This is a genomic window from Lacunisphaera limnophila (assembly GCF_001746835.1).
Lineage (GTDB): Bacteria > Verrucomicrobiota > Verrucomicrobiia > Opitutales > Opitutaceae > Lacunisphaera > Lacunisphaera limnophila.
This window is the reverse complement of the sequence record NZ_CP016094.1, coordinates 1,339,793-1,362,385: the sequence shown is the minus strand read 5'-3', so window position 1 is coordinate 1,362,385 and position 22,593 is coordinate 1,339,793. Positions and strand designations below refer to the sequence as shown.

The following is a 22,593-nucleotide window of genomic DNA, read 5'->3' as shown; positions in this document are numbered from 1 at the left end:
TACGCCGGCCCGCGGCCGGCTCCGCTCACATCGGCTTCGCCTGGGGGATGAACCGGCAGACCGCCGCCGACAGCGCGGCCACGTCGAACGGCTTGGGCACCACGGCTTGGAAGCCGTGGCCCTGGTAGTTCGCCATCACGGGATCACTGGAGTAACCGCTCGACACGATCGCCGGCACCGCTGGATCCAGCTGCCGCACGGCGGCGATGGTTTCCTTGCCGCCCATCCCGCCCGGAATCGTGAGGTCCATGATCAAAAGCGCAAAGGGCCGCCCGGCATTCCTGGCCTCCTTGAACTCGCGCAGGGCGCTTTGCCCATCCGGCACCGCGACCGGATCGAGACCCATGCGCCGCAACACCGCGCTGGCCAGCACGCGCAGGCTCTCCTCGTCGTCCATGAAGAGGACCCGCGGTTTGGTCGTCTCGGTCGCCGCGGCCGGGGCGCCGGGGCCCGGCGCCGGGGCCGCCTCAACCGACGGGTCCGACCGGGCGGGCACCGCCGGCAACCACAACGTCAGCACGGCGCCGCTCCCCGGGGGTGAGGCCGCCTCCACCCGGCCGCCATGGCGGGTGATGACCGAATAAACCGTGGCCAGACCGAGGCCGCGCGCGCCGGGGCGGGTGGTGAAATAGGGATCGAAAATCTTCGGGAGCACCGCCGCCGGAATCCCGGGGCCCTGATCACTCACGGTCAGCCGCACGTAACGGCCGGGGGCCAGGCCGCCGGACGCACCCGACGGGATGGTTTCATTAGCCAGCGCCAGGCGCACGGTGCCACCCCCCGGCATCGCCTCCCGCGCATTCTGCACGAGATTCTGCACGACCTGCATCAGCTGGTCGTGGTCCCCGTGGCCGGGCCACAGGTCCACCGCCCCCGCCTGCTCGGCGCCGACAAGGGAACCGCGCAACGCACTGGCCGCAGCGGTGCGCACAAGGGCCGCCATGTCCACCGGCACACACAACGGCTCGCCGCCGCTGGCAAACGTGAGAAGCTGCCGCGCCAGATCCCGCGCCCGCAGGAGGCCGCGCTCGATCTCCGCCACGCGCGGGGCCTCGGTCGCCATGACCGACGGGGACAACTTCATCAGGGACACGTTGCCCATGAAAACCGTGAGCAGGTTGTTGAAATCATGGGCGATGCCGCCCGCCAGCACCCCGAGTGATTCGAGCCGGGCGGCATTCTGCACCCCGGCCTCATGCCGGGCCCGCTGCTCCAGATGCTGCCGGATGACCTCCGTCTGCGCCCGGACCCGGCGGCGCAGCATCGTAATCCAGGCGGTCCCGAGCAGCACGCAGCCGCCGAGGAGGCCCGCCACGGCCAACGCCCGGCGCACCGTCCAAAGCCGGGCCGGCCGCGTGACGACGATGTCGGCTGGCGAACGCGCCAGCAGCTCAAAACCCCGGGCCATCCGCGCATCATCAAAGGTCACCTTGTAGATGCCGGTGACCGCCAGCTCGGCGGTGAGTTCCAGCGGCGGCGGCGGCGTGCCTTCCGGCCGTTCCAGCCGCACATCAAAGATCATCGGGCCCTGCTGCAGCGTCAGCCGGCTGCGGGTCGGCTCATGGAACACCGCCAGCAGCGTGCCCCGCACGCGGCCGAGCCGGAAATCCTTGTTCGGATCAAGGATGCCAACATCGGCCAGATCCTCCGGCACCGGCGCCGCCCCCGAGGCCGTCCGGCGAAACACGGCTTCACGCAGGACGGTGTGCCCGCCCTCGCGCCCGAGGATGCCCACGGCCTCGATCCGGTCCCCCGGCTGCACCTCCTGGTTGTCCGCGCTGAGCACCAGCAAGCCGGTGGATCCTTCCTGGAGGTAAAGCTGCCGGCCCGGCACCGCATGCACCACCGTGCCGGTGACCCGCACCCGCTGCATATCGCCCGCGGTCCCGATCTTTTCCAGATCCTCCAGCGCGCGGCGCGGCAGGTCATAATAATTCGCCGGCGCGTCCCGCTCGATGGTGATGTCATGCAGGAACGGGACGCGCAGGGTGACGCTGCTCGGCTGGCCGGGGGCGCCCGGGATCACGTCGCAGACCCCGCGCACGCGGATGAGGGAGCCGGGGTTGGCCACGAAGTTGACCGGGGACTGCAGGTGGCCGGTGAATTCCCCGGTCGGCGTGGTGACGCGGATCCAGCGCCAGTCGCCCTCGGAGTCCGTGCGGCGCAGGAAGCCGCGGAGCTCCACCCACTCGCCGTCGGCCGCGCCGGTCTGCGCCGTTTCCAGCGTGATGATCCGCGGCCGCGGGTGGCTCATGGAACCGAGATCCACGTAGGTCTGCAGCTCCACCTCCGGGGCGGTCGGGCCGGCGCGGGTGACACCCTTGATGTTGAAATATTTCCCGTAGTGGATGACCCCGGTCTTCGCCTTGTCGTAACGCACCCGGATGCCGCCGGTGGTGTCCTGCAGGAACAGGATGTCGAAATTCGGGTCGGGCAGCGACCAGGTGACCATGCCCGTCAGGTCGACCGCGAGGCCGGCGGCCAGCTCGGCCCGGCCGTGGGCCAGGATCTCGGCGATGCGGGTGAGGGCCGACCGGTCGGCCAGGCTCGGGCCGGCCACGGCTGGCTCCACCACGCGCCGGTAAAGCGCGCCGGTGAGGATCCAGCCCTCGGTCTGCGCCACCCGGCCCACCGCGTCGACCAGATCGCCCGGTTCCAGGCGGTCAAACTGCTGCGAAAGGATTTCCACCTGCCCGGTGGAATCCCGCAGCACGAGCCTCTCCCCCTGGCGCTGGGCCTCGAGCCGGCCCCGCACCCGCAGTTCGGTCCCGCTGGCGTGGCGGTTGATCTCCCCGATCGGCGTGAGCGTCTGGTTGAACCGCGGATCGTCCGGCAACGCGCCCAGCACCTCGATCCCCGCTTCCGCCGCCGCCCAGATCTCGATCGTCATGCGCGTGTTCGTCGGGTCGAAGCGGCCGGAGTACAGCCCCGTCACGCGGACCATTTTTCCCTGCAGGTCCGGCAGGCGCTGGGGGTTGTCGGGCGGGAACCAGCAGGTGACGAGGCGGTTTTCGTACAGCAGGTTCAGCAGGACATGCTGGTCGTCGATGAGTTGCTGGCTGTTGACGTAGCCCTGCAGCCGCACGATGCGCCCGCCGAGGTTCACGATGTCGTTGATGGGACCGCTCAGGTCGAGCGGGGTCACCGGACGGTGCTCCTCCCGCACGGTGACCTGGATGCGGTCGCGGTCCAGTCCGTCGTGCGGCACGATCGTGCCCTCGATCACGACCTGCTGGCCGGTGCGCAGGGGCGGGGTCCGCGCGGAGAGCTGGACATAGGTGCTCACCCCGTTGCTCTCGAGCCACATCATCTTGAAACTCGGATCGAAGTATTGGACCCGACCCTCGAGGCGGAGCGGATGCGGCCGGGCTTTTTGCTCGGTCGGCATCGCCCAGATCCAGGCCGGATCGGTGATGCGCGGCAGCTCCTCCGCCCGGAGCGGCACCGTCAGCCCCAACCCGCCGGCCAACAGGAGCAGGGGGAGTAAGCGGAGACAGGGCGCAGGCAGGATCAGGCGCACAGGGATGGGGTGGGAAAGCGACCGCCAGTATGACGGAAAATCCGGATTCACGGCAAGGGTGTTAGCTCCGCGTACCTTGTCCTAAAGTGGCGCGGTCTGCCGTTGCGCCGGGGCGGCGCGGCCACCACCGTGTTGCCAACCATGGAGTCCTCCTCCCCGCAGCCCTGGCGCTGGATCCCGTCGCTCTACTTCGCCCAAGGCATTCCCTACGTCGTCGTGATGACCCTGTCGGTTGTCATGTACAAAAATCTCGGGGTCTCCAACACGGCCATCGCCCTCTACACCAGCTGGCTTTACCTCCCCTGGGTCATCAAGCCGCTCTGGTCGCCGTTCGTGGATCTCTTTCGCACGAAACGGTGGTGGATCGTCACCCTGCAGTTCCTCGTCGGCGCCGCCCTGGCGCTGGTGGCCCTGACCGTGCCGGGGCCGGATTTCTTCCGCTACACGCTGGCGGTCTTCTGGCTGATGGCGTTCAGCTCCGCGACCCATGACATCGCGGCCGACGGCTTCTACCTGCTCGCGCTGCCGCCCCACCAGCAGGCAGCATTTGTGGGTGTCCGCAGCACCTTCTACCGGCTGGCGATGATCGCGGGTCAAGGCGGTCTGGTCTACCTCGCCGGCGCGCTGCAGGCGCGGACGGGCGACTTCGCCCGCGCCTGGGCCTGGGTGTTTGTCGTGCTGGCGGTGTTCTTCGTGCTGGCCGGGCTGTGGCATCTGGCCGCGTTGCCCCGGCCGACTGGCGACACCCCGGCGCGGCGCTCGCCGACGGCGGGGGCCGACTACCTCGCGGTCTTCGCGTCGTTCTTCCGCAAGCCGGGCATCGGTATCATCCTGACCTACCTGCTGGTGTACCGGCTTGCCGAGGCCCAGCTGCTGAAGCTCGTGACGCCCTTCCTGCTCGATGGCCGCGAGGCCGGCGGGCTGGGGCTGACGACGCAGCAAGTGGGCATCGTCTACGGCACGATCGGCATCATCGCGCTGACCTTGGGCGGCCTTGTGGGCGGCTACCTGATCTCGCGCTTCGGCCTCCGGCGCATGCTGTGGCCGATGATCCTCACGATGCACGCGCCGAACGCCGTGTTCATCCTCCTGGCGGTGGCCCGGCCGGAGTCCCTGGCCCTGATCGGCACGGCGCTGGCGGTGGAGCAATTCGGCTACGGCTTCGGCTTCACCGCCTACATGGTGTACATGATGATGGTGGCCGACGGGGAGCACAAGACGGCGCACTACGCGCTGTGCACCGGCTTCATGGCGCTCGGCATGATGCTTCCCGGCATGGCCGCCGGCTGGATTCAGGAACAGCTCGGCTACCGCTGGTTCTTCGTCTGGGTCTGCCTCGCCACCCTGCCCTCGCTCCTCGCCACCGCGCTGGTCAAGATCGACCCGGCCTACGGAAAAAAAGCGGCGTAAGGCCTCGGGCTGGCGCCGGTTTATTTCGCCACCGAGACGGGAAAGCCCTGTCGGCGCAGGGCGCGGTGGAGCTCGCGGACGTGGGCATGGTCGCGCGTCTCGACCGTGCACACGGCGTTGACCGCCGACACATCGGGACCGCTGAAGGCGCGGTCGTGGGCGATGTCCTTGATGCTGGCGCCGCTCGCGGCGATGACGCGCGTCAGTTCGGCCAAGCCGCCGGGGCGGTCACTGATGATCACCGTGAAACGCGCCAGCCGGCCGTCGTGCACGAGACCCTTCTCGATGACGCGGCTGAGCATCGCGGGGTCGATGTTGCCGCCGCAGACGGTGAGAATGGTTTTTTTACCGCGCAACTCGGGCAGCAGGCCGGCCATCAAGGCGGCCAGCGGGGCGGCCGCCGCGCCCTCGACCACAATCTTCTCGAGCTCGATCATGCGAAGGATCGCGAGCGCGATCCAGTCCTCGGTCACGCGGACCACGCGGTCCACCCGGGGGCGGGCCAGCCGGAAGGCGTTGTCGCCTACGCGCAGCACGGCCAGGCCGTCCGCCAGCGTGGCCCGGCGCGGGATGGTGACCGGCCGCCGGGCGCGGAGCGCGGCGGTGAAGCTGGCCGTCGCCCCGGATTCGACGCCAATGATTTTGATCCCGGGCCGCAGCGCCTTGGCCGCGACCGCGAGACCGGCGAGGAGGCCGGCGCCGCCGATCGGGCAGACGATGGCGTCGGCGTCGCGCACCTGCTCGAGCATCTCCAGCGCCATCGTGCCCTGGCCGGCGATGATCGCGGGGTCGTCAAAACCGTGGATGTAGGCGAGGCCTTCCGCCGCCGCCAGCTCGTCGGCCCGGGCGCGCGCCTCCGCGAAATCGCGGCCCGCCATGACCACGACCGCGCCCAGTTTCCGGCAGGTGCTCACCTTGATGAGCGGCGCGTAGTCCGGCATCACCACCGTGACCGGGATGCCGAGCAGCTGGCCGTGATACGCCAGGCCCAGCGCGTGGTTCCCGGCCGAGGCCGCGATCACGCCGCGCTTTTTCTGCCGGGGTTCCAGCTGCAGGAGCGCGTTGCGCGCCCCGCGTTCCTTGAACGAGCCGGTGCGCTGGAGGTTGTCGAGTTTGCAGAAGATCCGCGCCCCGGTGATGTCCGACAACGGGATGGATTCCGGACAGGGCGTCACGACCACCCCGCCGGCGAGGCGGCGGCGGGCGGCGCGGATGGAGGCAAGGGTGACGGGCTCGGGGTGGATGACACCCCGAGCCTGTCAGGCGGACCGTGCGGGGCAATCCTGTTACGTCCGCGCGACGTCCGGCACCCCGTCCCCTGCCCGGGGGCCGGATTAATTGCGTTGCTGTCGGTATCCGGTGGGTTACAGACCAGCCATTCACAACGTCCGGTTCCGGCCTGATGACTGCGGGTCAACGGCCTCCGGTTCCGCCCGTCCCACCGTCCACGCCCACCCATCATGTATCAGGTCACTTTTTCCGAGCAAAGCATGCGCGAGCTAAACCGGCTCGACAAGCTGGCGCAGCTCGAAGCCATCGAGCCGATCAGCCGCATCCGCCCCTCCGACCTGGCCAACCCGCGGGAACCGCTGGGCAAGTTCACGCGCGGGGAACTCGCCTACTACCGGCTGCGCGCGGGCGACTTCCGCTTCTACTTCACCGTCGAGGGCGAGACCCTCCACACCCAGTACATCCTGCACAAGGACTCCCTGGAGGACGTGCTTTTCCGCATGAAGCTGCCGGTGTCCGAGCAGCAGCTCTTCGAGCAACACTCCAAATTCTGGAAGTACCTCGACAGCCTGACCAAGTAACGCCGCCCATGTCTGATCTGGAACAACGGGAAAACCCCTACAACGTCACCCAGGCCAGCCGGATTTATTTCCTGCCGAACCTCATGACGGCCGGGAACCTCTTCTGCGGGTTCATCGCGGTCATCAAGTGCATCCAGGCGCGCCTGATCACGGACGGCGGCGAATACGCCGTTTCCCACCCGGCCCTGACCTCGATCGAGCTCTACACCCAGGCGGTCTGGTTCATCCTCGCGGCGGTGGTCTTCGACTCGCTCGACGGCCGCCTGGCCCGCATGGGCGGGCGCACCTCCCTCTTTGGCGCGGAGTTCGACTCGCTGGCCGATGTCGTCTCCTTCGGCATGGCCCCGGCCTTGATGGCGTTTTTCCTGATCCTGGCGCCGCGGGAGGACTACCAGTGGTTCCGCGAGCTCGGCTGGCTGATCGCCTTTGTCTACCTGCTGTGCGGGGCGGTGCGCCTCGCCCGCTTCAACGTCATCACCAACCCGCTCCTGCACCGCGCCGAGGCTGAATCCCACAAGGATTTCATTGGCCTGCCCATCCCGGCCGCCGCCGGCACGCTGGCCTCGCTCGTCCTCCTGCTGCTGAACCTGGAGCTGAACGCCCGCGAGCTGCGCCAATGGGCTCTCGCCCTGCCGTTCATCCTGATCCTGGTCTCGTTCCTGATGGTCAGCTCCATCCGCTACCCCAGCTTCAAACAGGTGAACTGGGAGACCAAGACCCGCTTCCGCACCTTCGTCCTCGTCTTCATCGGCGTGGCCCTGCTGTGGCGCCTGCGGGAGGTCGCGATCTTCTTCATTTTCCTCGGTTATATCGCGTACGGCCTCTTCGCCCATTACCGGCGCGTTGCCCGGCAAGCCCAGATGCGGGTCCTGCGCCGGAAGGTTGTGAAAATGAAGCAGGGCGATTCTGAATAACTTTTTCCTGTGAACAAACCCGGGGTTATTCGCGGTTACCGGGAAACGCCTCACCGCCCGCCCGGCCCCGTTTCCTCCTCTGAAAACGCCGGGTTGCTCTCATAATCGCGGACCATAATAATACGGATACTTCCTTGTTGAATAACTATTCAATCATTCCTTTGTTAATCAACGCCCCCCAACCAAGATTCGCCCGATGAAATTCAAGATCAACCGCGACCATTTCAGCAACGGCCTGGCCCAGGTCCTCAATGTCGTGGGATCCAAGGCGGCCATGCCCATCCTGAGCAACGTGCTCATCGAGGCGGAGAAGGACCACATTTCCCTGACGACCACCAACCTCGACCTCGGCATCCGCTGCCGCATCAAGGCCGAGGTCAAGGAAGGCGGCTCCATCACCCTGCCGGTCAAGCGCCTCGCCACCATCGTCCGCGAGCTGCCCAACGTGGATGTCTCGTTTGACTCCACCCCCAACCACCAGGCCAAGATCGCCTCCGGCGGTTCCAACTTCCGCATCATGGGCATCGGCGCCGAGGAGTTCCCGAAGCTCCCCGACTCCAACGACGACAAGAGCCACACCCTCGACCAGGGCGAACTCGCCACGATGCTCGGCAACGTCGCCTACGCCCAGTCGACCGACGAAACCCGCTACATCCTCAACGGGGTCTACTTCAGCTTCAAGGACGGCAAGCTCGCCCTCGTCGCGACCGACGGCCGCCGCCTCGCCCTCGTGAGCAAGGACCTCGCCGTGCCGGCCGCCGCCAGCGGCGCCATCATCCTCCCCGCTAAGACCGTGGCCGAGCTGCTGCGCCTCCTCGGCAAGGGCGAAAAGCTCACCATCGCCTTCAACGAACGCCGCGCGGCCTTCCAGATCGAGACCGGGAAGGAAGCTGGCGGCCTGACCGACAGCATCTTCCTCTTCTCCAAAGTGGTCGAGGGCAACTACCCGAACTACCAGCAGGTCATCCCGAAGGAGACCCACCAGCGCATCAAGCTCGAGCGCGAACTCTTCCTCCAGTGTGTCCACCGCGCCGCGCTGGTCACCTCTGAGAAGTCCAACTCGGTCAAGATCAAGGTCACTTCCAACCTCCTCGAGATCACGGCCTCCTCGCCCGATTTCGGTGAGGCCCACGAGTCGATGGCGATCTCCTACAGCGGCCCCGATCTTCAGGTCGCCTTCAATCCCCAGTTTGTGATGGATCCGCTCCGCGCCCTGACCAAGGACGAAGTCTTCTTCGAGCTGAAGGACGAGGTCAGCCCCGGCGTCTTCAAGACCCTGGAGAGCTTCGTCTGCGTCATCATGCCGGTCCGACTGAGCTGAGTGCCCTTGGGGGCGGGGTGACCCACCCCGCCGCGTTCCACCTCCGCCACCATGTCCGAGACGCTGTCCCTGGTTCTCGCCCCGGCGGTCGCGCTCCTGCTGCTGTTGTTCTACATCAACCTGCGGCTGGCCTCGCCCTTGCTCGCCATCCCGATCCGGTGGCTCCGCTGGATCCTCTTCGCCCTCTTCGCCGCCCAGGCCAACACCCAGCTCGCGTGGATCGACCGCCCCGCCTGGACCGTGGCGCTTGCGGCGTTCCTGCTCTGGTTCCTCATCGAGTCCGCCTTCAACTGGCTCAAGGTGAGCGCCATCAGCCTCAGCCCGCTGCCGCTCTTTCCCCGGTATGTGGTGAACACCACCGGCGACGAGTGGCCCACGCAGAAGCGCCTGCTCAAGGTGCGCGACTGGCTCCGGGACCAACGCTACACCTCCGTGCAGGCGCTGAAGGCCGAGCTCGGCGGCGGGATCTGGTTGCGGACCTCGGTCCACCAGAACCACGACAACACGGTGCGCCTGCACACGCTCTTCGTGCCGCAGGAAAGCGGGGCGATCACCGTCTGCTACAGCCTGGTCACCCGCACGGCCGCGGGCCGCCGCTACGTCACCGACAACCTCTACATCCCCTTCGGCGGTTTCTATCCGGAACACTGGCACGTCGAGCGCACCCCGTGGCGCCGCGATCTGGCCGCCCTCGTCGCCCGGCACAGCCACCGCGTGGCCGCGGCCGGGGAGACGCCGGTGGCCTGGGACACCAGCCCGATCGATGACATCAACCAGCAGCAACAGCAGATGGAGATGATCAACACGGAGCTGGGCTACCTCCTGCCCCACGCCGAGCGTGAGGAATACGGCAAGATCACCCCGGAGGGCCGTTTCCGGGTCTGGCGGGAAGCCTGGCTGCTGGATTATCTGGGTTTGGCCAGTCGCTATTCCTGAGGCGGTCAAAGCCGGGTGAATCCCCGACCCCCCGCAAAAATGACTCGTCTGCCCCGCCAATCGGGATAACTCCTGTCCCATGCTCCTGTTTGCCGTCACCGCCCTGGAAAAACTCCAAACCCTCAAGCCCGACGTCTGGCTGAAGATCGGCGCTGGCATCGGGGCGTTCATCCTCGCCATCCTGCTATACCGGCGCGTGATGAAGATGAACAAGGTCATCGCCGGCGTGGTCATCTTCGTGGTCTTCACGGTGGTTTTCTTTTCCTGGGTCTATAACCGGAACGAGCCGAAATTCCTGACCCCGGTGGTCGAGCGGATTGCCCCGTTTTTCCCCAGCGCGGGCTCTTATAGCTCGAAGCAGAAGAACTGAACCAGATCGCGGCCGCGATATTACACGCGGCCGCCCAAAAACAGGTTGGTCTTTGCTGGGGGTGGCGCTACACCAGACATTCCCTATGGCCAAAACCCACTCCGACATCGGACTCATCGGCCTCGCCGTGATGGGTCAGAATCTCGCCCTCAACATCGCCGACCACGGCTTCCAGATTTCGGTCTACAACCGCACCGTCGAGAAGACCGAGAAATTTGTCGCGGAAAACCCCTCCACCCCCGGCGGCGTGGTCGGCACCAAGACCCTCGAGGAGTTCGTCCAGTCGTTGGCTAAGCCCCGCAAGGCCGTCATCCTCGTCCAGGCCGGCAAGGCCACCGACGCCGTCATCGACGGCCTCGCCGCGCTCTTCGAGCCGGGTGACATCATCATCGACGGCGGCAACGCGCTCTGGACCGACACGATCCGCCGCGAGAAGGCGCTGAAGGAAAAGGGTCTCCGCTTCATCGGCTCCGGCGTGTCCGGCGGCGAGGAAGGCGCGCGCTTCGGCCCGGCCCTCATGCCCGGCGGCGACCGCGAGGCCTACAAGGAACTCGCCCCCGTGTGGAACGCGATCGCCGCGAAGGTCGACGCCAAGACCGGCAAGCCCCTCACCGGCGCCGCGCCCGGCAAGCCCATCAAGGGCGGCGTCCCCTGCGCCACCTACATCGGCGAGAACGGCGCGGGCCACTACGTCAAGATGGTCCACAACGGCATCGAGTACGGCGACATGCAGATGATCTGCGAAGCCTACGCGCTGATGCAGGGCCTCCTCGGCCTCAAGCCCGCCGAGATGGGCGCGATCTTCTCCGAGTGGAACCAGGGCATGCTCGGCTCCTTCCTCATCGAGATCACCGCCGACATCCTCAAGCAGAAGGACCCGGTCACGAAGAAACCCTTCGTCGACATCGTCCTCGACACCGCCGGCCAGAAGGGCACGGGCAAGTGGACCTCGGTCAACGCGCTCGACATGGGCGTGCCCGCCCCGACGATCGCCGAGTCCGTGTTCGCCCGCTGCATCTCCGCCGTGAAGGAGGAGCGTGTCGCCGCCTCGAAGATCCTCAAGGGCCCGAAGAAGAAATACCGCGGCTCCAAAAAGGCGCTCGTCCAGGCCATCCACGACGCCCTCTACTGCTCCAAGATCTGCTCGTACGCCCAGGGCTTCCAGCTCATGCGCACCGCCCAGCAGGAATACAATTGGAAGCTCAACTTCGGCGAGATCGCCCAGATATGGCGCGGCGGTTGCATCATCCGCGCGACCTTCCTCCAGAAGATCACCGAGGCCTACGCCCGCAACCCGAAGCTCGCGAACCTGCTCCTCGACGCCTACTTCAACAAGACGGTGAAGAAGGCGCAGGAGAACTGGCGCAAGGTCGTCGCCCTCGCCGCCGAGTGCGGCGTGCCGGCCCCGACCTTCAGCTCGGCGCTCGCCTACTACGACAGCTACCGCTCGGCCCGCCTGCCGGCCAACCTCCTCCAGGGCCAGCGCGACTACTTCGGCGCCCACACCTACGAGCGCACGGACAAGCCCCGCGGCAAGTTCTTCCACATTGATTGGCCGGAACCCACGCGGCCTCAATTGGAGGCCTGAGGTTTTTCCGGCCAATGTTTCCGGATAATTCAAAACGTCACTGGTGATAATCAAAACGTCACCAGTGACTATTGAATCGTCACCACGGAGAATTTAGTAAGCTAGGGCCTTGTTTTGCAACCACCACGGCCCATAATAGGCACGGCTTAAATGGTTTGCCCATTTAAGAAACGATAAAGACCGTCACTGCTCAGGCCTGAGCCGATCGCCCTCTGGCGTGGTCATCCCAAGGGATGTCACGGGTGCAGTGACCTCTTCATTGAGCGCTTCCGGCGAATGAGGCGATAGACGAACAGGGCAGTGTCGCAGATCGCGCCAGCTACGCCGCCGGCGAGTCCGCCCCCGCTCAACCACAATATATTCCCGTGCGAGTAAACCTCAGCGGCTAATCCGAGCAACAGGCCGATCCCGACGCCCCATGGGATGAAATCGGGCTCCCATTGAACCTTGCGCGAGGGCTTGGACGCTTTCCGCAGAAGTCGTTTCGCTCGCATGACTCGTCATTGGGTGGAAGGTTTAGGCGCAGCAAGCAGGCGCAGGGCGTTAGCGATGACGAGCAGGGTGGCCCCGGTGTCCGCCATGATCGCCAGCCATAGGCTCGCGTAGCCGATCAAGGTGAGCACGAGGAAGACGGCTTTAAGACTGAGCGCGAAAGCGATGTTGAAGTGGATGATGCCTAGGGTCCGTCGTCCCAATCGGATCGTTTCGGCGATCTTTCCGAGTTCGTCCTGCATCAGGGCAATGTCGGCCGTCTCGATGGCGGCATCCGTGCCCGCCGCGCCCATCGCGATTCCGATGTTCGCCGTGGCCATCGCGGGGGCGTCATTCACGCCATCGCCGACCATACCAACCACACCATGTTTCGCTCGCAGGGCCTTCACGGCCTCGACCTTGTCGTTGGGCAGCAAATCACCCCTAGCCTCGTCGATTCCGACCTGACGGGCAATGAATTCGGCGGTGCGTTGGTTGTCGCCGCTCAGCATCACGACTTGTTCGACCCCAGCTTCATGCAACGCAGCAATCGCGGCCTTGGCGTTGGGTCGCAGCGTATCGCCGATGGCGATGATTCCCAAGACTTCGCCTTTGCACCCATCATGCGGGCGATGGCCGACTACCACCACGGACTGCCCCCGGGCTTCGATCGCCGCCAACCGGGTTTCGACACTTTCCGAGCACACCCCTAGTTCGTGGGCGAAACGGTGGTTGCCGACAAAGTAGGCGTGGCCGTCGATCAAGCCCTCGGCTCCCCGGCCACTGCGGGCCTGGTATTTGGTCGCGCGGCCATAGGGGGTCTTCTGAAACTTTGCGTGCGCGACCACGGCCTTAGCCAATGGATGCGCCGAATGGTCGTCAATGGAAGCGGCAACAGCCAGGACTTGGGACATGGTCGCCGAGCCCAACAGCTCGACGCCAAGCACCTGGGGTTTTCCTTCCGTGATGGTTCCGGTCTTGTCCACGGCCAGCCCCTTGAGGCGGCCGATGGTTTCAAGGTGGGCACCGCCCTTGACCAGCACGCCTCGCCGAGCAAGCGCAGTCAGGCCGGCGACGATACTGACCGGAGTGGAAATCACCAAGGCGCATGGGCAGGCGATGATGAGCAACACACAAGCCCGATAGAGCCAGGTGTTCCAGTCGCCCTCCATCAGCAGCGGCGGCACGAGAAAAACCAACAAGGCCACCGCGGTGACGGCGGGGGTGTAGTAACGGGCGAACACATCCACGAAGCGCTGCGTGGGTGCCTTCTGCTCCTGCGCCTCAGCAACCAGCCGAATGATTCGAGCCAAGGTCGTGTCGCCGGTCGTCTTGGTTACTTTGATTTCCAGCGACCCTTCTCCGTTGATCGTGCCGGCAAACACGGTGTCGCCCGGCTTTTTGTCCACCGGCACCGACTCTCCGGTGATCGGAGCTTGGTTGACTGCGGACTCCCCGGATAACACGACCCCATCGAGGGGGATGCCCATGCCAGATTTGGTCGCGACGGTCTCGCCGAGCGCGACTTGATCCACCGACACTTCGACAAACCGTCCATCGCGTTTCACGACGGCGATCTTCGGTGCCAGTTCCAGCAACGCCTCCGTCGCCCGCCGCGCCCGCCGATCAGCCCAGCCTTCCAGCCATTCAGCGACACCAAAGAGAAACACCACAGCCGAGGCCTCTACCCACTCGCCAATCACCGAGGCCCCGATGGCCGCGAAGACAACCAACAGGTTGATGTCCGGCTGCAGCCGTCGGACCGACCGCCAAGCCTTCGGCAGGAGGAACCAACCTCCGGCCAGCATGCCTGTGCCGGCAAAGAGGGCGGTGAGCAATTGTCCGCCGGCCCCCGACTGGCCGGCAAGGAGAGCGGCCCCCACCAGCACACCTGATACAAGCAAACTCACGGTCTCGCGCCGGTTGTCGTGCGGGTGCTCGCAACCGGGTTCATGGCTGTGGTCGTCTTCGCTCATGGTGCTCGATTTATCCTGTAGCTGATGGGTGTGGGACTGGGCACGCCTGACCGACATCAATGCTTGTGTTCGCCGCCCTCTTCGCCGCCCTCTTCGCCGCCCTCTTCGCCGTGCTCCTCGCAGATGCAGGCGTATTCAGCACGTTTGCACTCACCGCAGGCTTCGTCGTGAAAATCCAGGCGATAGTTCTTGGGTTTGGCTTGGGCCGAGTCGCGGACTTGCACGACGATGCGATACCCATCGCCCTCAGGCAACGGAGCGGACGAGACGAGCGCGCCGTCCTTGGTCGCGAACGCGAGGTTCACTTTGCCGGTCTTGGCTTCGGCCACCACCGAAACCACCTGGCCGGATGGGGTCACCAGCTTGAGATCCTTGTCGTAGAAGGACACGGTGATTGTGCGGTCTTTCTCGACGAAGAACTCCACATGGGGAGCCTCCGTAGTGACGACCTTGCCGCCCTTTGGGCCGGGAATCGGCTTGGCTGCGAACGCCACGGCCGTGGCCATCAGCGCGAATGAGGTGAGGATGAGGTTGCGGATGGTTTTCATAGGAATAACGGAGGTTGAGAATCAGAAGTGGTGACCTTCATGAGCGCGGACTTCGATACGGACTGTGCCGACCGGCAAGGGGTCAAGCATCACCCGGTAGGAGGCACTGTGGGGGCGGCGAAAGCGCGGGGGTATTCGTCGGGGCTCAAAATGCTCCACGGTGCTGCGGAGCACCCGACCGTCGGCGTCAAACAACGTCACGTCGAGATGCGTCCCGCTTGTATCGTCGTTATTGAGGCGTTTGAGCACATAGCCGCGCACCGCTAAGTGTCCCTGTTTGCCCTCCAGCCAGACTTTCTCGACCCGAACTAGTCGCGAATCTGCCGTATCAAGTTTGATGTGAGACACGTCTTCGGGCGCCCGAAAGGGCGTGGCGCAGCCGGCCAGAGCGGCTGACGCGAGGAGTATTAGCCACAGGTTGGGTTTCATGCGTTTCCTTCGGTTCAGGTTGAGGCTTGTTCCGATGAGCCAGAATTCGTGTCCCGCTCGAACCAGTCATATAGTGCGGGCAGCAGCACGAGCGTGAGGAAGGTCGCGCTGACGATGCCGCCTATGACAACGGTCGCGAGCGGACGCTGGACCTCGGCACCCGCGCCGTGGGCGAGCGCCATGGGCAGGAAGCCGAGTGAGGCCACAAGGGCTGTCATTAGCACTGGCCGCAGGCGGGTGAGAGAACCTTCGATGGTAGCCTCGCGGACTGTTCGGCCAAGTTCGCGGAGTTGGTTGAAGTAGCTCACGAGCATGACGCCGTTGAGCACAGCCACGCCGGAAAGGGCGATGAAGCCGATGCCCGCGGAAATCGAGAACGGCAGGTCGCGCAGCCAGAGGGCAAAGACGCCGCCGGTGACAGCAAGAGGGATGCCCGAGAAGACGAGTGACGCCTGGCGCAGGCTGCCGAAGGCGAAGAAGATTAGGAGGAAGATGACGGCGAGCGCCACCGGAACGATGACCGCAAGGCGGGCGCGGGCTTCTTGGAGGTTTTTGAACTGCCCACCGAACTCGATGGAGTAGCCTGGGGGCAGCTTGATCGACTCATTGACCTTCGCGCGGGCTTCGAGGACGAAGCTCTCCACATCGCGACCGCGAAGGTTCACCATGATGGCGGCGCGGCGTTGGCCGAATTCGCGGGCGATGGTGTTGACCTTCTCGGTAATGACGAAATCGGCGACCTGCCCAAGGGTGATGACTCCTTCCTCGTGGGAGGAGCGCAGCGGCAGGTGCTTGAGTTCGTCGAAGGCGGCGCGGAGGTTTTCCGGAAGCCGGACGACGATCGGATACCGGCGATTGCCGTCCACAATCACACCGGTCTCCGTGCCAGCGAGCGCGGTTGCCACGGTGGCATTCACCTCGCTTGCATGGACGTTGTAACGGGTCATGGCGTCGCGCTTGAGCTTGATCTCCAGCATCGGGGCCTTGCCCAGGGCGTCGAACTCCACGTCGGCCGCACCGGGAACCCGTTCGAGAATCTCGCGGGCCTCGGAGGCGATGCGCTCGATTTCCGCGTAGTCGTCGCCAAACACCTTCACGGCAATGTCAGCCCGGGTGCCTTCCAGAATTTCGTTAAACCGCATCTCGATGGGCTGGGAGAAGAGGTGGGACTCGGCCGGTAGTTGGGCGGCGAGTTCCGCCGCCATGCGTGTGGCGACCTCGTCCTTGGTCGGCGTGTGGCCGTGTTCGTCCTTCGGCCACTGGTCGAAGGGCTTGTAGAAGATGTAGGTGTCAGCGACGTTGACGCCCATCGGGTCCGTCGCGACCTCCGAGGTGCCGATGCGGGAAAACGTGTAGGTCACCTCGGGGAATCGCTCCTTCAGGATTTTTTCCGACCGCTCCTGCATGGCGATGGCGGCGTCGAGCCCGATGCTGGTTGTGCGGATCATGTGAGCCGCGTAGGAGCCTTCGTCGAGCTGCGGCACGAACTCCGCTCCGAGCCGGGTGAAGAGGACGACGGCGCCGACGAAGAGTGCGACGGCTACGCCGACAAAGAGCCAGCGAAGGCGAAGCGCCACTTCGAGCGTCGGGCGATAGACCGCCTTCGCGGCACGGACGAGGAAGTTGTCCTCCTCTGTGATCTTACCGCGCAGGAAATACGAGCAGAGCACGGGCATGAGGGTCAGAGAGAGGATCAGCGCGCCGATCAAGGCAAAGATGACCGTGAGGGCCATCGGCTTGAACATCTTCCCCTCGATGCCGGTCAGCGAGAGGATGGGCACGTAGACGATGGTGATGATGAAGACGCCGAAGAAGGTCGGGCGGCCGACTTCCTTGGCAGCGGCGAGCACGGTATGCATCCGCTCCTCCAGCGTTAGCGTGCGGTGCAACTCGTGTTGGCGCACGCCGAGCCGGCGGACGATGTTTTCCACCATCACCACAGCACCGTCGATGATGAGACCGAAGTCCACCGCGCCGAGGCTCATCAGGTTGCCGGAGACGCCGAAACGCACCATGCCCGTGATGGCGAAGAGAAACGACAGCGGGATGGCCAGGGCGACGATCAGCGCGGCCCGCCAGTTGCCCAGAAGACCGAGCAGGACGACGACCACAAGGACAGCGCCCTCGAAGAGGTTCTTTTCGACGGTGGCGATGGTCCGGTCCACCAAGTCAGTGCGGTCATAAACGGTGGTGATGGTCACCCCGGGCGGCAGCTTGGGGGTGATTTCCACGAGTTTTTCCGCGACGCGCTTGGCAATGATGCGGGAATTCTCGCCCGCCAGCATGAGCGCGGCCCCGAGCACGGCCTCCTTGCCGTTGTAGGTTGCTGAGCCGGTGCGAAGGCTGCTCCCGATGCCCACGTCGGCAACATCACGGACGAGAAGCGGTTTCGCGGCGGCACCCCGGAATTTGATCGGGAGTTGGGAGATTTCCGCCGCGGACTGGACGCGGCTGTCAGCACGGATGGTGATCTGTTCACCGCCGATTTGAACGGCCCCGCCGCCCGCGTTCTCGACGTTTTCGCCGATGACGCTGGCGAGGTCGCTGAACGTGATGCCGGTGGCGAGCAATGCGTCCGGACGGGGCTGGACGACAATCTGCTTTTCGTAGCCACCCGAGGCATTGACCTCGGCGATGCCCGGAACGGTGCGCAGGCCCGGCTTCACGACAAAGTCGTGGATGAGTTTCAGCTCCATGAGCTGTGCGGTCCTGGTTTCGGGCTTGTTCGGAGCGTCGTCCTTGTAATCGACGACGTAGTAGAAGATTTCACCCAGGCCGGTGGAGATGGGCGCGAGCTTCGGGGTGATGCCGGGCGGCAGCTCCTCGGCAACATTTTGCATGCGCTCGCTGACAAGTTGCCGGGCGCGGTAGATGTCGGTGTCTTCGCCGAAGACGAGGGTGATCTGTGAAAGGCCCGTCTTGGAGAGCGAACGCAGCTCGGTCATGCCGGGCACGCCGCTCATTTCCATTTCGATTGGGAACGTGACGAGCTTTTCGATCTCTTCGGGGGCCAGACCGTTGACCTCAGTGTTGACCTGCACCTGCACGTTGGTGATGTCGGGGGTGGCGTCGATGGGCAGCCGCAGGGCGGCCCAGATGCCCGCGCCGAGCAGCGCGAGGGCGCCGAGCACGACGAAGGCGCGCTGGCGGAGGGAGAATTCCAGAATTTTATCGATCATGAGTGGATCGGAAGAGGATTAGTGGCTGTGGCCGCCGCCCTTGGTGAGGCGGAGTTCGGTAAGCCAGAGTTGTTCGACGCCGGCGGTCGCGACCACGTCGCCCGCATAGAGTCCGTCGAGAATTTCGATGTATTCGCCGTCGCTGGCGCCCGGTTTGACAGGCGTGCGAAGCAGATTGGCTCCGTTGACAACGTAAACGAAGGTGCCGGTGGCTGTGCGCAGCAGCGCAGATCGGGGCACGGCGGTGCCCGTGGTGGCGGGGCCACGGAGGGTCAGGCTGATCGTCGAACCGACGGGCGGGTTGCCCGCGACGGCAAAGACGATCTCGACCTGCGTCACTGCCGAGGAAAGCTCGCGTAGGATCGCAAGAATCCTGGCTTCGGTGGGCGGATGCTTTTCCAGATCGTCAGCGATTTCGACTGGAACGAGCGAGCTGGCGCGGGCCGGGGGACCGGCGTCGAAGACCGAGGCGGTTACCTCATAGGTATGGCGAACGGTCCGCTCTTCCACCTCCCCGGTCTTCAGGCCGAGGGCGGCGGATGTTTCGACAGAGAGCAACAATCCGGCACCCTCCTTGAACTGCACCGGGCTTTCACCTTCGGGGTGACTGTGGGCACTGTGATCGTGGCCTTCATGGCCGCCGGCTGGAGCGGACTTTCCGCAACCAGCGAGGGCCAATCCGCCCAGGAGGGGGATCGTCAGCCAGAGGAAATGCGGTCGGTTCATGGCTGGGTCTCCACGGCGTTGAGTTCGAGACCGGTCAGGAGTTGGAGTGTGCCGGCGGCTTCAAGGGCTTCCAACTGGGTCTCGTAAAGAGCTTCAATCGCTTCGAGGTAGGAATTTTGCAGCTCCACGTAGGTGGAGATAGGCACCGCACCGAGTCGGTAATGGCGGTCTGCCAGTTCGGCCGCTTCGCGGAACCTTCGGGCTGCGTCGGGCGTCCACTTGGCGGATTCCGCCAGCTTGGCGGCGAGGCGGTGGGTAACGGTGATGACCTCGCGCTCCATGTTGCGCTGGGCGACCAAGACCGAGGTTTCAGCCTGACGGCGGCGGGCCTCGGCAGCCGCGATGTTTGCGCCGGCGCGACCGGTCACTGGCAATGGCACGGACAGGCCGATGCCGAAGGTGCGCTCCTTGTCGCCGGCCTTTTCCTGGGACAGGTAGGGGCTGACAGTGAAACTTGGGCGGCCTTCATTGCGGGCCAGTGACACGACGAGCCCCTGTTGCTCCAATTCGAGCTTTGCCGCCCTGAATTCAAAACTGTTCTCGCGAGCAGCGGACAGAATGCGGTCGAGATCGGGCGCGGAGCCCAGGGCGAGTTTGACCGGCGCGACCGTGACTGGGGTATCTACCGGGAGGCCGCGAAGCTGATTCAATTCGACGAGGGCTGCATGGACGGCGAGTTGGGCCTCGGTGGCGCGCTTTTGAAGCGTCAGCTCCTGCGCCTCGATGACCCGCGTCTCCAGCAGCGGAGTGATGCCGCCGGGCTCTCGGGCGAGGAAGAGTTCGCGCAGCGCCTGATAGCGTGAGGCCACTTCAGCGGCAGCGGCGGCGCGTTCATGGGCGGCATAAAGCCCGTAGGTGAGCGTGCGTGCGCGACTGGCAAGTGCGGCCTTGAAGCGCGCCAGACCGAGTTCCGCGAGGACGATGTCCTGGTTGGCGATGGCCTTGCGGAGAGCGAGACGACCCGGCCAATCGAAGGTCTGGGATACCGACACGGACCAAGCGGTGCCTTCACCCGCAAGGGCACCTAACGGGTCGGTGACGCGCTTGCGGCCCACGCTCACGGAGAGTTCGGGGTTTTCTCGGGTGCCTGCGACCTTGCGGCCGGCCTTGGTGGCATCGAGCTCCGCCTCATAGAAGGCGAGTTCGGGATTCTTGGCCGTGATTTCGCTGACGAGCGTGGACAGGGAAACGGCGGGAGCGGCTTCGGCGGACGTGCTCTGGGCGCGCACGACGCCTGCGAGGGCGAGGAGCACCAACCCGAGAGCCGGGCGGATGATTGAGGAGGGCGTGGAAACAGTGGGCTTCATGAAAATTGATAGGATGGAATAAGGCGGTGAACGAAAACATCCCCGGAAATGCAGGCGCGCAGGCGTCCCGCAGCGGGATGGGATGGAGCAGGGTCGATCAGTCCGCGCAGGGACTAATCAACCAACAAGCGCAGGCGCACGCGACAGCGGCGCGGCGCGGCGGACAAACTGCCAGACCGGAACCCAATGCTCGGGCTTCTCGGAATCAGAAACTGCGAGGTTCGGCTCAACGGCCAAGACCGGCATCAAAAGCTGCAAACAAAGGAAGCATGTGCAGGTGGCCAACGAGGGAGTCGGCACCTTTATCACTTCGTTGGTGGACTTGATGAGGGCGCTCTCGACCACATTGCATCCATCATGGGTGCAGGGGCCGCTGCCCACCTGACAACACCCCGAGTCAGATCCATGGGGAACTTCCGCTCCGATCAACCCCGCCGCTTCCAATCCGCAATGCTGGGTCGTTGGCAACCAGAGGGCCAACAAGACAATCGCGATGATGTGGCGGAGCGGGGACACTATCACCAGTAATCGGCACTGCGCATTTTTTGTCAATCGCGGCTTGGCCACGCTGACTCATCGCGATCTTCCCTTCGACCGACAAGGCGTGCCTTCTGATTGTCGCTGTGTAACTTGTCGCGACCGAGAGAAACAACTAAATTCGAGCAATCCTTGGAGTCCACGCTTCAAATGCGAGGACTGCGGGCGGAACACTAGGCACTATTCAGACATGGCCGGGTGATCCATTGTCCGAACAGTCCGCCGAGCTAAAAATCGTAGAGCGCGTTCAGCGCGAATCTTCCGCGCGCGGTTCGGGGCGGCAGGTCTGACCAAGCCGAATTCTGATTGGAGGAACCGGCCAGGCCCGCCACTCCCTGCACGCTCCAGTGCGGACTGACTCTCCGACGAAGTCCAATGGATGCCCCGCAATAGGTGTAGCTATCGCGAAGAGGAGCGCCAATGGCGTCGGGCAAAACGTCCCGCGCGGACACCTGCCCTCCGTAGGCCCGAAGCGACCAGGCTCCCACTCTGGTCAGCCGTTCGCGCTCAACCGACAGCTCGACAGCGGTAGCGTGGTAGCGGATGTCGTAAGCAATCTCGATGGCGGGGTTCCATCGCTCGGGCGCTATCGAGGACAGGCGCACAACACCCTCGAAAGAGTGAGCCGGCGCACCAGAAACCGGCTGATTCACATACCAGAAATGGGTGCCCGTGACCTCAATCGCGGTCACCTTGCCCACTTGCCAGCCGTGGGCGAGGGACGAGCGCACCTCCTCTACGCCGCCTGCGTCAAGTGGCCTGCCATACCACACGCGCCCCTTCCAGTCGGACACCGAGCCGTAAAAAGAAGATTGCCAACTGGCGCCGGCCCGTTCGATCCCGCGATCAACATGGTCTGAAGCTAAACCGGAAGAGAGCGTGAGCGACAGGGCATCGTCTGATGCTCGCAAGAGAGGCCCCGATGGGAGCCAGGCCAGCACCGAAACAACAAGGGTCAGTCTTGCTGTGATGGCAGAGCGCAAGTAGTGCAGCGCTTGCGCGATCTGGAAAGAGGAGGCAACCATCAGGGGTGGGTGGTGGGACACGGAGAAGGCGTTGCTGAGCGGAACGCAGGGTCCTTTTCAAGCCGCTTGAGGAGAACTCGTCGCCCGCTCAGACATTCGGGCGACGAGCGAATTGTTGCAGCCGGTCGGTCAGGACTTCTCGCCGGCCTTCGCGATGAAGAAGCAGGGTTCGCCCTTCTCGTTGACGTAGGTCACCTCCCGTGCGAGCGACGGATTTTTGGGCGTGCCCTTGTTGACGACCTTGACCTTCACCTTGCAGGACGGGCACGTCACGGTGGCGCCTTCCTTGCAGTGCTCCATGGCCTCGTCGGGGCTCTTGATGGTCACTTCGGTCACGGTCTGGCACGTGCTGCACACGTAGAGGACTTTGTCGCCCGCCTTGAGCTTCTCGAACTGGGCCGGCTTGTTGAGCGTTTGCCAGGTTCCCGAGGGGGGACCCGCGAGGACTGTGGACGCGCCGACAAGGAGGCCAGCGAGGAGGAGCACTGTCAGTTTTGTTTTCATGTTTTATCCTATTTGGGGTTT

18 protein-coding genes are annotated in these 22,593 nt (G+C 64.8%); 7 read left to right on the top strand and 11 right to left on the bottom strand.

The window, feature by feature from the left end; translation table 11 throughout:
* Positions 1–25 precede the first annotated feature (25 nt).
* On the bottom strand, positions 26–3,520 hold the full coding sequence (locus Verru16B_RS05705) for an ATP-binding response regulator (RefSeq protein WP_069961385.1): 3,495 nt from the start codon (positions 3,518–3,520) through the stop codon (positions 26–28).
* Positions 3,521–3,661: 141 nt separating this feature from the next.
* On the opposite strand from Verru16B_RS05705, the gene Verru16B_RS05700 reads away from it, so the two are divergent.
* The gene (locus Verru16B_RS05700; RefSeq protein ID WP_069961384.1) at positions 3,662–4,930 is read left to right on the top strand and encodes an AmpG family muropeptide MFS transporter; all 1,269 of its coding nucleotides are present in this window, start codon (positions 3,662–3,664) and stop codon (positions 4,928–4,930) included.
* Between the two features lie 20 nt (positions 4,931–4,950).
* Here the strand turns inward: Verru16B_RS05700 and ilvA are convergent, their stop codons facing one another.
* Positions 4,951–6,105, bottom strand: a complete 1,155-nt coding sequence (gene ilvA, locus Verru16B_RS05695; protein WP_237023477.1) for a threonine ammonia-lyase — start codon at positions 6,103–6,105, stop codon at positions 4,951–4,953.
* Positions 6,106–6,420: 315 nt separating this feature from the next.
* On the opposite strand from ilvA, the gene Verru16B_RS05690 reads away from it, so the two are divergent.
* From Verru16B_RS05690 to gndA, 6 genes are all read left to right on the top strand, one after another.
* Complete coding sequence (locus Verru16B_RS05690; protein WP_237023476.1) at positions 6,421–6,741, top strand: type II toxin-antitoxin system RelE family toxin; 321 nt, start codon at positions 6,421–6,423, stop codon at positions 6,739–6,741.
* Between the two features lie 8 nt (positions 6,742–6,749).
* Positions 6,750–7,655, top strand: a complete 906-nt coding sequence (gene pssA / locus Verru16B_RS05685; RefSeq protein WP_069961381.1) for a CDP-diacylglycerol--serine O-phosphatidyltransferase — start codon at positions 6,750–6,752, stop codon at positions 7,653–7,655.
* Positions 7,656–7,851: 196 nt separating this feature from the next.
* Positions 7,852–8,976, top strand: coding sequence for a DNA polymerase III subunit beta (gene dnaN / locus Verru16B_RS05680; protein ID WP_069961380.1), 1,125 nt, complete (start codon positions 7,852–7,854; stop codon positions 8,974–8,976).
* A 51-nt stretch (positions 8,977–9,027) separates the two neighbouring features.
* Complete coding sequence (locus tag Verru16B_RS05675) at positions 9,028–9,912, top strand: hypothetical protein (RefSeq protein ID WP_069961379.1); 885 nt, start codon at positions 9,028–9,030, stop codon at positions 9,910–9,912.
* Between the two features lie 79 nt (positions 9,913–9,991).
* On the top strand, positions 9,992–10,282 hold the full coding sequence (locus Verru16B_RS05670) for a hypothetical protein (protein ID WP_069961378.1): 291 nt from the start codon (positions 9,992–9,994) through the stop codon (positions 10,280–10,282).
* An 85-nt stretch (positions 10,283–10,367) separates the two neighbouring features.
* Positions 10,368–11,870 carry an NADP-dependent phosphogluconate dehydrogenase gene (gene gndA, locus Verru16B_RS05665; protein WP_069961377.1) on the top strand — a complete coding sequence of 501 codons (1,503 nt, stop codon included), beginning with the start codon at positions 10,368–10,370 and terminating at the stop codon, positions 11,868–11,870.
* 500 nt (positions 11,871–12,370) lie between these two features.
* Here the strand turns inward: gndA and Verru16B_RS05655 are convergent, their stop codons facing one another.
* The 9 genes from Verru16B_RS05655 to Verru16B_RS05620 all read right to left on the bottom strand — a co-directional run bounded on the left by Verru16B_RS05655 (position 12,371) and on the right by Verru16B_RS05620 (position 22,572).
* The gene (locus tag Verru16B_RS05655; protein WP_237023475.1) at positions 12,371–14,317 is read right to left on the bottom strand and encodes a heavy metal translocating P-type ATPase; all 1,947 of its coding nucleotides are present in this window, start codon (positions 14,315–14,317) and stop codon (positions 12,371–12,373) included.
* A 56-nt stretch (positions 14,318–14,373) separates the two neighbouring features.
* The gene (locus Verru16B_RS05650; RefSeq protein ID WP_069961375.1) at positions 14,374–14,865 is read right to left on the bottom strand and encodes a hypothetical protein; all 492 of its coding nucleotides are present in this window, start codon (positions 14,863–14,865) and stop codon (positions 14,374–14,376) included.
* 21 nt (positions 14,866–14,886) lie between these two features.
* Positions 14,887–15,294: a hypothetical protein gene (locus Verru16B_RS18285; RefSeq protein WP_157772259.1), complete on the bottom strand. Its 408-nt coding sequence runs from the start codon at positions 15,292–15,294 to the stop codon at positions 14,887–14,889.
* 14 nt (positions 15,295–15,308) lie between these two features.
* Positions 15,309–18,473, bottom strand: a complete 3,165-nt coding sequence (locus Verru16B_RS05640; RefSeq protein WP_069961373.1) for an efflux RND transporter permease subunit — start codon at positions 18,471–18,473, stop codon at positions 15,309–15,311.
* 18 nt (positions 18,474–18,491) lie between these two features.
* Positions 18,492–19,199 (bottom strand): permuted SH3 domain-containing protein, encoded by a 708-nt coding sequence (locus tag Verru16B_RS05635; protein ID WP_157772257.1) that lies wholly within the window; start codon positions 19,197–19,199, stop codon positions 18,492–18,494.
* On the bottom strand, positions 19,196–20,506 hold the full coding sequence (locus tag Verru16B_RS05630; RefSeq protein WP_069961371.1) for a TolC family protein: 1,311 nt from the start codon (positions 20,504–20,506) through the stop codon (positions 19,196–19,198). The genes Verru16B_RS05635 and Verru16B_RS05630 overlap by 4 nt, the downstream gene beginning before the upstream one ends.
* A 117-nt stretch (positions 20,507–20,623) precedes the next feature.
* Positions 20,624–21,022, bottom strand: coding sequence for a hypothetical protein (locus Verru16B_RS18280; protein ID WP_157772255.1), 399 nt, complete (start codon positions 21,020–21,022; stop codon positions 20,624–20,626).
* 248 nt (positions 21,023–21,270) lie between these two features.
* On the bottom strand, positions 21,271–22,068 hold the full coding sequence (locus Verru16B_RS05625) for a hypothetical protein (RefSeq protein ID WP_069961370.1): 798 nt from the start codon (positions 22,066–22,068) through the stop codon (positions 21,271–21,273).
* Positions 22,069–22,197: 129 nt separating this feature from the next.
* On the bottom strand, positions 22,198–22,572 hold the full coding sequence (locus tag Verru16B_RS05620; protein WP_157772253.1) for a hypothetical protein: 375 nt from the start codon (positions 22,570–22,572) through the stop codon (positions 22,198–22,200).
* Between the last annotated feature and the right edge of the window lie 21 nt (positions 22,573–22,593).